Source organism: Variovorax sp. GW821-FHT10C12 (assembly GCF_059415405.1).
The window spans coordinates 2,388,483-2,402,854 of record NZ_JBWKNE010000001.1 but is presented as its reverse complement, the minus strand read 5'-3'; the positions used below and the strand labels follow the sequence as shown (position 1 = coordinate 2,402,854).

Annotated in this window: 18 protein-coding genes; 9 read left to right on the top strand and 9 right to left on the bottom strand. The window is 68.5% G+C overall.

The window, feature by feature from the left end:
* Nucleotides 1-4: 4 nt before the first annotated feature.
* Together fusA and AC07OH_RS11385 are read right to left on the bottom strand one after the other, a co-directional pair.
* Nucleotides 5-2,065 (bottom strand): elongation factor G, encoded by a 2,061-nt coding sequence (gene fusA / locus AC07OH_RS11390; protein WP_495300694.1) that lies wholly within the window; start codon nt 2,063-2,065, stop codon nt 5-7.
* Nucleotides 2,066-2,270: 205 nt separating this feature from the next.
* Entirely contained in the window at nt 2,271-2,735 is a 465-nt protein-coding gene (locus tag AC07OH_RS11385; RefSeq protein ID WP_495300693.1) for a hypothetical protein, read from the bottom strand.
* 245 nt (nt 2,736-2,980) lie between these two features.
* Between AC07OH_RS11385 and AC07OH_RS11380 the strand changes: the two genes are divergently transcribed.
* Nucleotides 2,981-3,334 (top strand): hypothetical protein, encoded by a 354-nt coding sequence (locus AC07OH_RS11380; RefSeq protein ID WP_495300692.1) that lies wholly within the window; start codon nt 2,981-2,983, stop codon nt 3,332-3,334.
* Here the strand turns inward: AC07OH_RS11380 and AC07OH_RS11375 are convergent.
* The gene (locus AC07OH_RS11375; RefSeq protein ID WP_495300691.1) at nt 3,331-3,528 is read right to left on the bottom strand and encodes a hypothetical protein; all 198 of its coding nucleotides are present in this window, start codon (nt 3,526-3,528) and stop codon (nt 3,331-3,333) included. The two genes, AC07OH_RS11380 and AC07OH_RS11375, sit on opposite strands and share 4 nt — an antisense overlap.
* A 180-nt stretch (nt 3,529-3,708) precedes the next feature.
* On the opposite strand from AC07OH_RS11375, the gene AC07OH_RS11370 reads away from it, so the two are divergent.
* Nucleotides 3,709-4,113, top strand: coding sequence for an OsmC family protein (locus tag AC07OH_RS11370; RefSeq protein WP_489058626.1), 405 nt, complete (start codon nt 3,709-3,711; stop codon nt 4,111-4,113).
* An 8-nt stretch (nt 4,114-4,121) separates the two neighbouring features.
* Here the strand turns inward: AC07OH_RS11370 and AC07OH_RS11365 are convergent, their stop codons facing one another.
* On the bottom strand, nt 4,122-5,282 hold the full coding sequence (locus AC07OH_RS11365; protein ID WP_495300690.1) for a porin: 1,161 nt from the start codon (nt 5,280-5,282) through the stop codon (nt 4,122-4,124).
* Nucleotides 5,283-5,496: 214 nt separating this feature from the next.
* Here AC07OH_RS11365 and AC07OH_RS11360 point away from each other — a divergent pair, with 214 nt between their 5' ends.
* From AC07OH_RS11360 to ltaE, 4 genes are all read left to right on the top strand, one after another.
* Nucleotides 5,497-6,438 (top strand): LysR family transcriptional regulator, encoded by a 942-nt coding sequence (locus AC07OH_RS11360; protein WP_495300689.1) that lies wholly within the window; start codon nt 5,497-5,499, stop codon nt 6,436-6,438.
* Nucleotides 6,439-6,543: 105 nt separating this feature from the next.
* On the top strand, nt 6,544-7,536 hold the full coding sequence (locus tag AC07OH_RS11355) for a tripartite tricarboxylate transporter substrate binding protein (protein ID WP_492676470.1): 993 nt from the start codon (nt 6,544-6,546) through the stop codon (nt 7,534-7,536).
* Nucleotides 7,533-8,732, top strand: a complete 1,200-nt coding sequence (locus AC07OH_RS11350) for an amidohydrolase (protein WP_495300688.1) — start codon at nt 7,533-7,535, stop codon at nt 8,730-8,732. Before AC07OH_RS11355 ends, AC07OH_RS11350 begins: the two co-directional genes overlap by 4 nt.
* Nucleotides 8,729-9,769 (top strand): low-specificity L-threonine aldolase, encoded by a 1,041-nt coding sequence (gene ltaE / locus AC07OH_RS11345; protein ID WP_495300687.1) that lies wholly within the window; start codon nt 8,729-8,731, stop codon nt 9,767-9,769. Before AC07OH_RS11350 ends, ltaE begins: the two co-directional genes overlap by 4 nt.
* Before the next feature lie 12 nt (nt 9,770-9,781).
* Here the strand turns inward: ltaE and AC07OH_RS11340 are convergent, their stop codons facing one another.
* Nucleotides 9,782-10,462 carry a GNAT family N-acetyltransferase gene (locus AC07OH_RS11340; RefSeq protein ID WP_495300686.1) on the bottom strand — a complete coding sequence of 227 codons (681 nt, stop codon included), beginning with the start codon at nt 10,460-10,462 and terminating at the stop codon, nt 9,782-9,784.
* A gap of 140 nt (nt 10,463-10,602) precedes the next feature.
* The gene (locus AC07OH_RS11335; RefSeq protein ID WP_062472018.1) at nt 10,603-11,001 is read right to left on the bottom strand and encodes a hypothetical protein; all 399 of its coding nucleotides are present in this window, start codon (nt 10,999-11,001) and stop codon (nt 10,603-10,605) included.
* A gap of 426 nt (nt 11,002-11,427) precedes the next feature.
* On the opposite strand from AC07OH_RS11335, the gene AC07OH_RS11330 reads away from it, so the two are divergent.
* Nucleotides 11,428-11,841, top strand: a complete 414-nt coding sequence (locus AC07OH_RS11330) for a hypothetical protein (RefSeq protein WP_495300685.1) — start codon at nt 11,428-11,430, stop codon at nt 11,839-11,841.
* Nucleotides 11,842-11,901: 60 nt separating this feature from the next.
* Here the strand turns inward: AC07OH_RS11330 and AC07OH_RS11325 are convergent, their stop codons facing one another.
* The gene (locus tag AC07OH_RS11325) at nt 11,902-12,036 is read right to left on the bottom strand and encodes a hypothetical protein (RefSeq protein ID WP_260684871.1); all 135 of its coding nucleotides are present in this window, start codon (nt 12,034-12,036) and stop codon (nt 11,902-11,904) included.
* A 149-nt stretch (nt 12,037-12,185) separates the two neighbouring features.
* Between AC07OH_RS11325 and AC07OH_RS11320 the strand changes: the two genes are divergently transcribed.
* On the top strand, nt 12,186-12,683 hold the full coding sequence (locus AC07OH_RS11320) for an arsenate-mycothiol transferase ArsC (protein WP_495300684.1): 498 nt from the start codon (nt 12,186-12,188) through the stop codon (nt 12,681-12,683).
* Between the two features lie 6 nt (nt 12,684-12,689).
* Here the strand turns inward: AC07OH_RS11320 and AC07OH_RS11315 are convergent, their stop codons facing one another.
* Nucleotides 12,690-13,010, bottom strand: coding sequence for a hypothetical protein (locus AC07OH_RS11315; RefSeq protein ID WP_062482657.1), 321 nt, complete (start codon nt 13,008-13,010; stop codon nt 12,690-12,692).
* Between the two features lie 266 nt (nt 13,011-13,276).
* Here AC07OH_RS11315 and AC07OH_RS11310 point away from each other — a divergent pair, with 266 nt between their 5' ends.
* A complete protein-coding gene (locus AC07OH_RS11310) occupies nt 13,277-13,534 on the top strand; it encodes a hypothetical protein (RefSeq protein ID WP_095947032.1) in 258 nt (85 codons plus the stop codon).
* Between the two features lie 243 nt (nt 13,535-13,777).
* Here AC07OH_RS11310 and AC07OH_RS11305 read toward each other — a convergent pair whose 3' ends face one another.
* Entirely contained in the window at nt 13,778-14,149 is a 372-nt protein-coding gene (locus tag AC07OH_RS11305) for a hypothetical protein (protein ID WP_495300683.1), read from the bottom strand.
* Between the last annotated feature and the right edge of the window lie 223 nt (nt 14,150-14,372).

Below are 14,372 nucleotides of genomic sequence, written 5' to 3'. Positions count from 1 at the left end.
TCGCCTAGTCGTCGTCGCGCACCCGGTACTGCCCCATCAGCGTGCGCTGCACGGTCGGCGGCACGGCCTCGTAGTGCGACAACGTGAGGGTGTAGCGCCCCTGGCCGCTGGTCATCGCGTTGAGCCGCGACTGGTAGTTGGCCAGTTCGACCTCGGGCACCTGTCCGCCGATGGCCACCGTGCCGGCCCCCAGGCCCGACGTGCCGGTGACCAGGCCGCGCCGCGACGACAGGTCGCTCGTGACGTCGCCCACGGCATGCTCGGGCACGGCGATCTCGATCTGGACGATCGGCTCGAGCACGGCCGGTTGCGCCTCGCGGATCGCCGCCATGAAGGCCTTGCGGCCGGCGGTCGCGAAGGCGATGTCCTTGCTGTCCACGCTGTGGTGCTTGCCGTCGTACACCACCACGCGCACGTCGACCACGGGGTAGCCGGCGATCGCGCCGTAGGCCAGCACCTCGCGCACGCCTTTCTCGACCGCGGGGATGAACTGGTTCGGAATGGCGCCGCCCCTGACTTCGTCCGCGAACTGGAAACCCGCGCCGCGCGCCAGCGGCTCGATGCGCAGGAAGACTTCGGCGAACTGGCCGGCGCCGCCGGTCTGCTTCTTGTGGCGGTGGTGGCCCTCGGCCGGCGCGGTCACGGTCTCGCGGTAGGCGATGCGCGGCGGGCGCGTCAGGACCTCGAAGCGGTACACCTCGCGCAGGCGCTCCAGCACGAGGCGCAGGTGCAGCTCGCCGAGGCCGTAGAGCACCGTCTCGTTGGTCGCGGCCACATGCTCGATGCGCAGGCACGGGTCTTCGGCCGCGAGCTTGCCGAGGATTTCCCAGGCGCGCTGCTCGTCGCCATGGCGCTTGGGCTCCACCGCCAGGCCGTACACCGGCACCGGGAACGGCAGCGGCGCGAGGTGCACGTGGCTGTCTTCGGCCGCGTCGTGCAGCACGGCATCGAAATGGATCTCGTCGACCTTGGCCACCGCCACGATGTCGCCGGGCACCGCGCGCGACACCTCGACATGGTCCTTGCCCTGGAGCATGAACAGGTGCCCCACCTTGAACGGCTTGCGGCCGTCGCCGATGTAGAGCTGGCTGTCGCGCGTGACCGTGCCCTGGTGCACGCGGAAGACGCCCATCTTGCCGACAAAGGGGTCGATGGTGACCTTGAACACGTGCGCCAGCACATGCAGCGACGCATCGGGCAGGGCCTTCATGGGCTGGGCCTGCGCGCCTTCGCCCACGATGAACTCCGGCTGGTTGCCCTCGGTCGGGTCGGGCAGGAGCTTGACGATCACGTCCAGCAACTCGGCCACGCCGGCGCCGCTGCGCGACGACACGAAGCACACCGGGATCAGGTGGCCTTCGCGCAGCGCCTGCTCGAGCGGCGCGTGCAGCTCGGACGGGTCCACGTCGCCTTCCTCGAGGTAGCGATCGACGAAGGCCGCGTCGACCTCGACCACCTGCTCTACCAGCGCGCGGTGCGACGCTTCGACGGGCCCGAAGTCGGAGCGCCCGAAGCGGTTGAAGAAGCAGTCGATCACCTGCCGGTTGACCCCGTCCGGCACGTTCAACGGCAGGCATTCGCGGCCGAAGGTGGCCTGGATGTCGGCCAGCAGGCCCGACAGCGAGACGCCCTGCGAGTCGATCTTGGTGACGACGATCATGCGGGCCAGGTGGCGCGAGGCCGCGTACGCCATCATGCGCACCGCCATCGGCTCGATGCCGGTGGCGGCATTGATGACCACCGCGACCGTTTCGACCGCCTCGAGCGCCGGCAGGCTCTGGCCGAGGAAATCGGGGCCGCCGGGCGTGTCGATGAAGTGGATGCGCGTGGCGGCATGCGTGAGGTGCATCACCGAGGCATTGAGCGAATGCAGCATGCGGCGCTCGAGCGGGTCGTGGTCGCTGACGGTGCTGCCGCGTTCGATGCTGCCGCATGCGCCGATGGCGCCGGCCTTGAACAGCAAGGCCTCGGCCAGCGAGGTCTTGCCAGAAGCCGCGGCGCCCACGAGCGCCAGCGTTCGCACTGCTTCCACTTCGGCCGCGAGGCCGTTCGATCGGCTTGGCATGGCGGGTCTCCTTTGCGCGTCCGCAAGACCGGCCCGGCGGCCCGCAGGGGCTCGGGTGTTGCGCGTGGACGCCGGGTCAGCGTACGGGATTGACCGTGCCGATGCAAGCTGGGGAGGGCGCGCCGGTCGGCCGATCCGGTCGCTGGCGCGGGGCCCGCTGTCGGGCGCCTGGCTCAGGCACGACGTGCGGCCTCACGACGGCCGCTCAGGGCTCCCGCGGCGCGAGGCCTTCGGATGGCGGCCGGTCGGAGGGCAGCCTGCCCAGCCGCGACGAGGTCGCGCGCTCCGTGCGGATCTTTCGCAGCGCGTTCGTCAGCGCCTGCGGGCTCGTGTTGAGCTGCCTCGCCGCCTTGGCCGGGCGCATGCCCTCGACCAGCACCAGCCGCGCGGCGGCGAGGGACGGGGTGGCCTGCAGGTGCAGCAGCTCGGCCACTTGCCAGAACTCGGCCGAGGTGAAGGTGCCGAGGTCCGGCGGCAACGAGCGCGAAGGGACGGCCTGGCGTTTTTCGAAAACGCAGTGGGGGGCCGGGTCCATCTCCCCGACCCGCGCGATCAGGGCCTCGAGATAGGCCTGCGTGGCGGGGGTGTTGGAAACCCAGTTCGAATGGACGACCAGCTTCGTCCCGTCGTCGGGGAACGTGTGCTCCCAGCTGACCCTCAATTCCGTCATGGCCGGCCGCGAAGCGAGCGCATCGATGGATGGCCGGCTTCGATGTGATTAATTCGCATACGTGAAGTATGTCGCAGCAGCACGCACATCCTTTTCGTGGTGTCGCCAGTGTGACCGATGGGTGGGGTTTTGAATGGGCCTTTTCGATGTAGGCGGAGAAATCCGGTTGCACCATCGCCGTCATCGAAAATCATGAAAGCCGGGCAATGCCCCGCAGGGTTTGTTTCTTGGACGGGGGAGCCGACATGTCGAATATTCCGAAGCGCGTGACCACCCGCTTTCTGGTCTTCTGGATGGCCATGTTTCTCCTGGTGCCGCCCGCATCTGCGACCGGTGACCTACCCCGCCTGACAAAGGGCGAAGACTACGGCGTGGTGCGCACGCGAATGATCCAGGCGGGGTGGAGGCCGTACCACGCCCCCGACGCCGACAGGTGCAGCGCCTACGACGCGCGCTGCGTCAACAGGCCCGAGATGGTGGCGTGTGCGGGCACCGGCGTGGGCGCCTGCAAGTTTCTCTGGAAGAAGGGCGCGCACATGCGCGCCCTGTGCACGGCGGGCGAGACGAAGGCTGTCTTCTTCGCTGTCTGCGAGCCTTAGGCCGGTGCCTGGGCAGACGCCTGCGGCAATTCCTGCGGGGTATGAATCGGCGCAGGCGGTCCGCAGTCGTCAGGCATCTTGCGCGAGATGCCTCTCACGAGATGACGGGGCACGTGGTGTGTCTTGATGAACAGTGCCAGCGCCTCGCTGCGCGCGGGCTCGCAGACCGGTAGAAACATGTGCAAAGCGCTCATGGTGTCGTTCCGTCGATGCCAGGCAGGAAGGCGGCGCACCCGCTTGTGCCGGGTGGCTGGCGACCCCTGGCATGGCCGCCCGGCGAGCATTATGAGCGCCTGGATCAACCGCGTTGGCGCTGATGTTTTAGGGCGGTCCGGCCACGCCAGAATGCTTGCTTGTCAACAGGAGCACACCCCATGGGCCACACCGCAACGATCGTCTCCACCGACGTCAATTTCAACCACCGCATCCAGGTCGGCAAGTTCCAGCTTGTGGCCGACGAGCCGGCGTCATTGGGCGGGCAGGGCGCAGGGCCGGCGCCCTATGACTACTACCTGGCCGCGCTCTCCGCCTGCACCGCGATCACGCTGCGGATGTACGCCCAGCGCAAGGGCTGGGAGCTGGGCGAGTTCAAGGCCGAGCTGAGCTTCACGAAGGACGCCGACGGCAAGGCGCACATCCACCGCGTGCTGCACGCCAGCGCACCGCTCACCGATGCGCAGTGGAGCCGCCTGCTCGAGGTGGTGGCCAACACGCCGGTCACGAAGACCATGCGTGAAGGTGCGGAGATCACGAGCGAGCGCGGGGCGGCGGCGGCCTGACCGCTGGATCAGAACGCATGCCGGATGCCGACGTCGTAGCCTGTCGACGTCGTTGGCACGAGCGACGCGCTGCGCAGGTAAGCCGGGCCGCCGATGGTGATGGCGGCGCCGTTCCTGTTGCGCAGCCGGGCCACGGTGGCGTACAGCGCGGTGCGCTTGGACAGGTTGTGCAGGTAGCCCAGCGCGATCTTGCTGGCCTGCGGGTCGGGGCGGTTGTCGTTCAGGTGCTCGTCGTAGACGGCCCGTGAATAGGTCGCGCGGATCACGCCCACACCCACCGGCACGGTGACGCCGACCAGCGCGCTGTTCAGCGTGGCGTCGGGCAGCGGCGAGGCAGGCGGCCTCGCGTAGTCGCGGCCGGCCTTGCTGCGGTTGACCCCGGCGTAGAACTTGGCGAAGTTGAAGTCGTAGGTGAGCCCCAGGCTTGCGAGTTGCACTTGGTCGGTGGTGCCTGCGTTGTAGTCGTCGCCGGTCGTGCTGCGTCCGAAGGCAACGCCGATGTCCAGCGGTCCCTTCGCATAGCCGAAGCGCGCGCCGATGTGGCGGCCGGTGCGCGTGCTGTTGGGCGGTGGCGGCGTGGTCCACAGCGTCTGCTTGGTGCCTTCGTGCAGCGCGTACATCGCCTGGCCGTAGAAACCGCCCAGGTTCGGCGGCAGGAAGTAGGCGATCGAGTTGTTCGCGCGCGAGACACGGTCGAGCCGCGAACCGGTGTTGGCGATGAAGGTGAGGGCGGCACCGGCGCCGTTGAAGCTGAAGGGGTCGACCAGCACGTCGTTGACGAACACCGGCATGTAGTCGCGGCCCACCCGCAGCTCGCCGAAGGTACCCAACAGGCTCAAGGTCGAGCGGCGCGAGAAGGTGGCGATGCCGGTGGCGCCGTCGTCGTTGGTCACGGGGGCTTCCAGCCAGAACGCCGCCGCCATGCCGCCGCCCAGGTCTTCCTGGCCCATGAAGCCCAGCCGGCTGCTGGCGCTGCGGCTGTTGGCCAGCTCGGTGCGCGACAGCGAGACGCTGCCGCCGAGTGGCGACAGGTTCTGCGCCCGGTTGGTGGTCGATGTGATCGAGGCATCGAGCACGCCGAAGATCGTGAGGGTGGACTGGGCGTGCGTTGCACCCGATGCGGCAAGGGCCAGGGCCAGGGTGGCCGGGGCGATCGATCTCTTCTTCATGCGTTCTGTCTCCGTTGTTGTGCTGAGGGCTGCGTTGCCGGCCGCGATTCTTCTTTTGGGGCGGGGGCACAACAAATGAAAATTGAGGCCCAGGGGTCTGCTTTGCTTATGGCTGGGTGCCCCGGTCTCAGGGACACAACCCATGGCCGCGCGTGCAAGGGGCGCTTAGCATCCGGGCTTTCCCGCCCGGGCCGTTGGGGCCTGTTCCCGTGCCATGACTCCGTCGTCTGCTGTTCTTTATGCGCGTCTCATGACGGGGGCGCGCTTTCGCCATCTGCAGGCGTTTTCGGCCATCGCCGAGTTCGGCAGTGCGCAGCGCGCGGCCGACGCGATCGGCCTCACGCAGCCTGCGGTGACGCACCTGGTGGCCGACCTGGAGGAGTTTCTTCAGTGCCCGCTGTTCCATCGCCATGCGCGCGGCATGCGCATGACGGACATGGCGCGCGAGCTGCTGCCGTTCGTGCAGCGCTCGCTGGCCACGCTCGAGGCGGGCACGCAGTTCGTGGCCTTCCGCCAATCGAGCGGCCACAGCATCGTGCGCGTGGGCGCGATCCATGGCGCCATCAACGGCCTGCTGGTGCGCGCGCTGCCGGCCTTCGGGCAATCGAAGCCCGACATCCTCGTGCAGCTGCAGGAGGCCAATGCCGCGGAGTCGAGCGCGTTGATCTCCAACCGCGAGGTCGACCTCATGCTGTGCCGTGAACCGCCGGTGTGGCCCGAGGGCTGGGAGTTCGCTGACCTTCTGCCCGACCGGCTCGTGGTCGTCGCCGGCCCGAACCATCCGCTGGTGCGCAAGCGCGGGCTGCGCCTGCCGGACCTGCTGGACGAGATGTGGCTCATGCTGCATCCCGCGACCCACGCGCGAAAGACCTTCGACGCCCTCATGGCCGCGCACGGCACGGCGGCGCGCTACCGCAAGCTCGAGGTCCGCTCCAGCGCGATGGTGCTGGCCCAGTTGCAGAGCGAGACGTTGCTCAGCTTCACGCCCTACAGCGCGATGCGCCAGTTCATCGACATGGGGCAGATCGCGCTGATCGATGTGACGGACCTGCCCGCGTTGCCGCCGCTGGGCATCTTGAGCGTGCGCGATGAACGCGGCGAGGCGGCGAACACGCTGAAGGACCACCTGTTCCGCTACGCCAGAAAGCACCCCTGAAGCTATAAGCAGGATGCATGGCTGGGGCATGCAAGGCATTGGTTCTCGACGGGGCGCCATTGAAGAATGGCTTTTCCCGTTCATTCCAGCGACATCCATCCGACCATGCCAAGAAGAACCCGACTCCTCGCTGCCGCGCTGCTGTGCGCCGCGGCCTTTCACGGCCATGCCGCACCGCCCGAGGCTTACCCGAACAAGCCGGTGACGGTCGTGGTGGCGTACCCGGCGGGCGGTTCCGTCGATGCCATGGCGCGGGCGCTGCATGTGGCGCTCGGCAAGCAGCTGGGGCAGCCGGTGCTGATCGAAAACCTCGGCGGCGGTGCGGGCGCCATCGGTGCCGCCAAGGTGGTGCGTGCCCGCGCCGACGGCTACACGCTGCTGCTCGGCTCGGTGAATGAAGTGGTGCTGGCACCGCTGGTCAACCGCGCCGTCAGCTACAAGACCGACGACCTGGTGCCGGTGGCGCGCGTCGGCGACTCTTCGTTCGTGCTGGTGGGGCGCCCCGGCATCGCCGCGCGCACCACCGACGAGCTGATCGAGTTCGCGCGCAAGAACCCCGGCGCATTGAGCTACGCGACCTCGGGCATCGGCACCTTGCAGCACGTGGTCATGCGCGACATCCAGGAGCGCAGCGGCACCTCGATGCTGCACGTGCCGTACAAGGGCGGCTCCACGCAGGTGACCGACCTGCTGGGCGGCCAGGTCGACCTGACATTGGTGGCCCCGGCCACCTTTCCCGAAGCCATCGAGAGCGGTCGTGTGCGCGGCTTCGGCACCACGGGCCTGCAGCGCGACGAGCTGCTCAAGCACGTGCCCACGCTCAACGAGAGCAAGTACCTCAAGGGCATCGACCTGAACACCTGGCTGGGCTTCTTCGTGCCGCGCCACACGCCGCCGGACGTCACGCAGCGCCTGTCGGCCGCCGTCGATGCCGTGCTGGCCGACGACAAGGTGGCGGCGAACCTGCGGCGCATCGGCTTCATGCCGGCCGCCGCGGGCGCGCGCCCGGGCTTCGCCGAGGTCGTGGCCGAGACGCAAGGCAAGATGCAGGGCATCGTCTCGCGCATGCCGCCCGAGAAGAGCGAGGTGGCGCGATGAGCCTCCTCGACCTCGCCAACCGGCACATCGACGAGATCGCGGCCATCCGCCGCGACATCCACGCCAACCCCGAGCTGGGGTTCGAAGAGGTCCGCACCTCGGCGCTGATCGCCGGCAAGCTGCGCGACTGGGGCATCGAGACCCACGAGAAGGTCGGCAACACTGGCGTGGTCGGTGTCGTGCGCGGCCGGCGCGCGGGGGCGGGCGCCATCGGCTTGCGCGCCGACATGGACGCCCTGGCCCTGTGCGAGCAGAACACGCTGGGCCATGCTTCGACGGTCCGTGGCCGCATGCACGCCTGCGGCCACGACGGCCACACGGCGATGCTGCTCGGCGCGGCCCAGGCCCTGGCCGAGAACCCGGACTTCGAGGGCACGGTGCACCTGATCTTCCAGCCCGCGGAAGAGGGGCGCGGCGGCGCGCTGGCGATGCTCGAGGCGCAGCTGTTCGAGCGCTTTCCCTGCGACCGCATCTTCGGCATGCACACCATGCCCGCGCTGCCGCTGGGGCAGTTCGGCATCCGCAGCCACGCGATGATGGCGGCGTCGGGGCGATGGCAGGTGCGCTTCAACGGCACCGGCGGCCATGGCGGCGCCTACCCGCACCTGTCGACCGACCTGAGCGTGGTGCTGGCGCACTTCATCCTCGGCCTGCAGTCGATCGTCAGCCGCAACGTGGCGCCGACCGACCCGGCCACCCTCAGCGTGGGTCACATCGGCGCGGGCGACCCCGAGGCCATGAACGTGATTCCGGCGGAGTTGCGCATCTCCGGCACCATGCGCGCATTCTCGGACGAGGTGCAGGCGCTGCTCGAAAAGCGCCTGCGCGAGCATGCGGAACTGGCCGCTGCCACCGAGGGTGCGTCGGTGCATGTGAAATGCTGGTGGAACTCCGTGCCGCTCGTGAACGACCCCGACGCCACGCGCAACGCGATCCGCGCCGCACACGACGTGGTGGGCCTGCAGGCCGTGAATCCCGAGCAGGCGCCGCTGACCGGTGGCGACGACTTCGCGTTCTTCGCGCGCAAGCGGCCCGGCGCCTACATGCTGATCGGCAACGGCCTGGGCAAGGGCGACGGCCAGGGCGACGTGCACACGCCGTACTACGACTTCAACGACAAGGCCTTGCCGCTGGGCATCGCCTACTGGCTCTCGGTCGTCAACAAGGAACTCGGCGGCACGCTGGGCGCGGCATGAACGCGTGCGTCGATCTGCGCAGCGACACGGTCACGCGGCCCACGCCCGCCATGTACGAGGCGATGCAGCGCGCACCCGTGGGTGACGACACCTATGGCGAAGACCCGACCGTCAACGCACTGCAGGCACGCATCGCCGGCATGCTGGGCTTCGAGGCGGCGATGTTCGTGTCGTCCGGCACGCAGGCCAACCTGTGCGCGGTGCTGGCGCATTGCGGGCGCGGCGACGAGTACATCGTCGGCCAGATGGCGCACTGCTACCGCTGGGAGGCCGGCGGCGCGGCGATGTTCGGCGGCGTGCAGCCGCAGCCGCTGGACCATGCAGAAGACGGCACCTTGCCGCTGGGGGCGATCGCCGACGCGATCAAACCGGACAACGAGCACTTTGCCGTCACGCGGCTCCTCGCGCTCGAGAACACGTTGGGTGGGCGATGCCTGCCCGATGCGTACCTGAGTGCGGCGACCGATCTGGCGCGGCAGCGCGGCCTGTCGACGCACCTGGATGGCGCGCGCTTGTTCAATGCGGCCACGGCCTCAGAGGCGACGTCGCCCGAGGCCGGCGCGCGGCGCATCGCGGGGCACTTCGATTCCGTGTCGGTGTGCTTCAGCAAAGGGCTGGGCGCGCCGGTCGGCAGTGCGCTGTGCGGCAGTGCGGCCTTCATTGCGCGTGCGCGGCGCGTGAGAAAAGCGGCGGGTGGTGCGATGCGGCAGGCCGGCGTGTTGGCTGCTGCGGCGCTGCATGCGCTGGACCACCATGTCGATCGGCTCGCCGAAGACCACCGGCTGGCAAGGCTGTTGTACGAAGGCATTTGCGACAGCCCCGGGGTGCGTGCGGAGGCGCCGCAGACCAACATCGCGTTTCTTGATCTGGCCGATCGGGGGCAGGACACGGCGCGTGCGCTTCAACAGCACCTGCAAGAGAAAGACATCCGCGTCTCGATGCTGTACGGCCGGCTGCGCCTGGTCACGCACCGGGACGTGGATGAAGCCGGCGTGCTGCGCGCCCTTGATGCGCTGCGCGAATTCCTGAGGCGGTAGCCGTACCGCCGCTCAGCGCCGCGAGATCACGCGAACCACCGGTTCGCTGTGCACGCGGAAACCCATGCGCTCATAGATGCGCCGCGCGCCCGCGTTGCCCTGCATCACATGCAGCACCGGCACTTCGCCGCGCTGTATCTGCTGCGCCACCAGGCGCGTGACGAGGCGCTTCGCGTAGCCCTTGCCCTGCGCATCGGGATGCGTGCAGACACCGCTGATCTCGCGCAGCGTGCCCGCAGCCATGCGCTCGCCGGCCATCGCCACGAGACGGCCGTTGTCGTCGAAGCAGCCGAAATACTCGCCGAGTTCGATGGTCCGCGTGGAGAAGGGGCCCGGACGCGTCAGGGCGGCGAGGGCCAGTACCTGCTCGACATCCGCTGCGCCCAGCCGGACCACATCAGGAAGCGTGTCGGCCACGGGTGCAGGCGCGTCCCAGATCATCTTCACGATGACCGACTCCATGTCGACCTGCCAGGTGGACGGCGCGGTGCCCGACCAGCCGATGGCATAGAAGTGCTCGTCCGGCGTGCAGAAGGGCAGGAGCGCGTCGAGGTCAGGGTGCAGTGCATCGGCAAAACCGACGATGGGGGAGAAGCCTGCGGCGTAGCGGCGTGCGGTCGATGTGCCGGCGGCAAACGACGCATGCGGGCCAGAGAGGGCGTGCCAGGTGAGGTTGGTGAGGAGGTCTGTCATGAGGGCTGGATTGTCTCGGTCTGACAGGAACCGTTTCGGCGCCGTCCGCTGTGTGGGGGCGGCGCCTCCTCGTCGGTGACGAGGAGGTGTGTCGCGTCGCGCGGCGAGGGCAACCTCGCCGGCGTGAGCGACTCAGTGCATCAGCACTTCATGGCCGTGGCTTGTGCGGCGAAGGCGTCGGAAGCAGCCTTGCATGCAGCGCCGAGTTGTGCGGCGTTGGCGCCGTAGCTGGCCCAGGTGGCCTTGGTCTGCTCGAGGCTGCCCTTGAGCGCGTCGGCGGCGGCACCGCTTTGCTTGCCCACGCAGGCGCTCACCTTGTCCAGGTATTCCTGGCATTCCTTGGGCACGTCGGCCGATGCCGTGGTGGTGGCGGCAGGCGCTGCAGCGGCCGGCGCGCTGGCGGCCGGGGCGGGTGCCGGCGTGGCCGGTGCGGTGGCAGCGGGTGCTGCGGGAGCGGCCGGCGCTGCGGGCGTGGACTCTTGCTTCGAGCAAGCGGTGATGGCGGCAGCCACGAAGATGAGTGCGAGCAGTTTGTTCATTTTTGTCTTACATGAGCGAGTTGGATGATGTGCCTCGTCTCGTGTCCCCCGGCGCGCAGTGCGCACACCAGGAACGCAAGATTCGGGGCCGGAACAGTATCACCGCGCCCTGTGCAACAGACCCCCGCGAAGGCAGGAATCGGGGGTCTGCAGATGCTCCAAAAACGTAACAATTATCTTGAATCGTTAAATATTGCCGGGTTAAGCATTCGAAGGTGCGCAGGCGTACGCAGGGGGCGCGATGGCCCGTCGAACCGGGTGCTCGACCGGTCTCGCATCTGCAAGCGGATGTTGTTGATTCTTTCGAATTACATCGAAGCGACGAGGCCGCGCGAAGCTTCCCGAAGGCGCGCTGCGGTCCATTTCCGGAGTCGACCGAGCGGCCTGCCGTGCCTCTTCAGCGGTCACGCACATGGTTACAACCCCGTGCCGCAGACCCGCTCCTCGCAGCGCGCGGCAGCCGGCAGGACATGGCCGGACGGGGCCCGGTTCCCGGGTGGTCGAATATGTGGCGCGGCTGGCGGCGATGGAGGCGAACGGCGGCGCGGCCGTGGCGGCGGGCAGTCGCTGCGCGCCATCGACAACAGCCCGGTGCGCCGGCTGCCGCACCTGTTGCTGGCGCAGGACCACGGCGGCCCGATCGCGCTCAACCCGACCGCGCAGAAGAAAGACCTGCGCCCGGCCGAAGCCTGGTTCCGCGTGACGGTGGAGGGAGAGGACGACGCGCCGGTCGACGGGGTGCGCGAGGTGCGCGCGCATTTCGAAGGCACCCGCGAGAGCCTGGCCCGCCGCTGGATCCATGCGGCGACCTCGGTGCTGATCGAGCAGTCGGGGTTCTGAACAAGCGCGCCCGCTTGCGCCGGCCGGCCACGTGCCGGCAGGCGATGCCCGCGGTCTGCCTTACAGCCGGGTGTGCTCGGAGCGCGGCAGGCGGTCCTGGTCGGAACGCAGGACTGCCAGCATGCTCATGAGCGTCACGCCCGCGGCAAGACCGACCAGGAAAGCAAGCACAACGAGGGAGGGGTCGGTTGTCATGCGGTTCTAACGCCGACCCATCCCGCAAGGTTTACGAGTGTTTACACTTATTTGTCATGTATGCAGGTCCGGGGTAAACAGGCGTCTGCAAAAGGGTCCCTGTGCTTCGGCACCCACCTGCCACACGGCGTGGCTATAGTCGTTCGACCATGCAGAAACGGATCGAGGTTGTCTTTGTCTCGCGGCGCAATTCGCTGCGCAGCGTGCTGGCCGAGGCCTGTCTTGCCCACCTCGATGCGAAGCGCTTTTCGGTGCGCTCGTGCGGGCAGCCGGGGCGGCTGGCGGCGGACGTGCACCCCGCGGCCGTCGAGGCATTGGGCAGCGCCGGCATGGCCTTGCCGATCTCGCCGCCGCGCAGCTGGGACCTGCTGGCGCGCGCGGGATCGCACAACGCCGATGTCGTCATCACGCTCGACCCCTCGCTCGAACCGCTGCAGCCGCGCTGGCCCGGCCAGCCCGATGCGGCCCTGTGGCCTTACCCCGACGTGGCCGGCGCCAACACCGGCCCGGACGACGCGGCGCATGGCGCGCTGCAGGTGCTGTACTCGCTGCGCCGCCGGCTCGAACTGCTGGTCAACCTGCCGCTCGTGGGCGCCGACCGCAGCGCGCTGCGCTCCGACATCCGCGACATGGCGCACATGCGCTGACGCGCGCTAGGGAGCGGCGAGCCGCAGCACGAAGGTCTTGGTGTGCGGGTCGGTGAGAAACACTTGCGCCACCTGCCAGGCCTGCGCATGCGCGTCGCGCCAGGCGGTGGCGTACTTGATGTCCAGGCGGGTCATGGGCGGTTCGTCGAGCCGCTCGAGCCGGCGCCAGAGCCGGTAGCAGTGCGCGACCTGCCGGGGCGAGCCGAGCAGTTCCTCGAGTTTGATGCGGTAGGTGAATGCCGCCACCATCACGTCGCGCACCGTGACGTTGCGCCCCTCGACTTCGATGGTGTAGAGGTGTTCGGCGGAGTGGATCTCGTCCTTCATGCGGCGGCGCGGAAATCGGGGCGGACGGTGTCGACCTGCGGGGCAGGCCGGTCGGGAGGATGCGCAGAAAGAGGGAGACGGATCACGGCCGCTCCATCCTAGATGGCACGCTGTTTCGGCGCGAGTGCCGAAAGTCATGCGGATGTTCACACATGGTGTCCCTTTGCGCGAAGCGCGTGAAATTGTTATTAAACGAAATTAAATGCTAATACCTAGGAACTATGTCCTAGGGCGGCGCCGGCAGTAGCCCTAAGCTCCTCACTGACATGAGCGCCACACAGCAACATCTTTTCGTCGAGCTTTCCGACGGTTGGTCTAGCGAGATCGACATCCGCCAGACCACCGGCGGCCGCTATGCCGGCGTGGCCGAACTCCGCCTGCGCGGGCTCAAGCGCGGCGTGCTCGTCTTCATGCAACAACCCTCGCTGGACGCCGCGCTCGCGCGCGTGCGCCTGCGGGCCAGCCAGTTCGCCCGCGAGCGCCTGTCGCTCGCCGAAGCCCGGACCGGCGCACGGGCGAGCTGACCGGGTTCATCCGCACCCGCCGCACCTGCGGTTGAAGTTTTTCTATCCCGGCCATCGGGATTGCCAAACCCGCTGCGCCCGCAGGCGGCGCACCATCGAGGCTCACGGATCTCACCGATGGAGCACACGACATGTTGAAGACCTTCAGGAAAGCCATGGGCGTCGCCATTTCGCTGGCCGGGTTCGTGGTGCTGGTGACCCAGCAACTCTGAACGCCCGGCCTCTTTTCCCGCATGGCCTCGCTCAGGGCCGGGGCGGCAGCAGCGGCGAGGTGTACACCGCCGGCGGCGGACGCTGCGGATACACCGAGGTGCCGAAGGTGTTGCCCATGCGGTGCCCGGTCGCCGCGCGATTGAACAAGCCCAGCTGATTGCCCGGCCGCTGCGTGATCGCTTCCGAGGCCAGCCCGGGCGCCGCGTCGTCCGGCGCGCGTGCCGGCATCGTGGGCGCGAGCTTGCGGGTCAGGCAGTCGTAGGCGGGCGTGCGCTCGCCGTTCACCACCACTTCGACGCAGCTGCCGTCGGCCTCGCCGCCGCCGGAAGGCGTCGTCTGCGCCGCCGCGCCAGTGCCGATCACCGAGAGCATCACGCCGAACAGCCACACACCGACGCGCATCGTTGCACCCCAGGAAAAAAGAAGAAGAAACGCCGTGCCGCGATCACGGCCAACCGGGCAGTCTGGACCGCGCGCAAGTCAGGAAGAAGACGGAATCTCGCGAGTTCGGAAGTGTGAACGAAACGTCACATGTCGGTCATGCACGGCCGCTAGTCTCGCCCGCACGCTCACCCGGGCCGCACGGCGGACGGCCGCTTTCCAGACCCTTCGTTGCTGCTGTTGA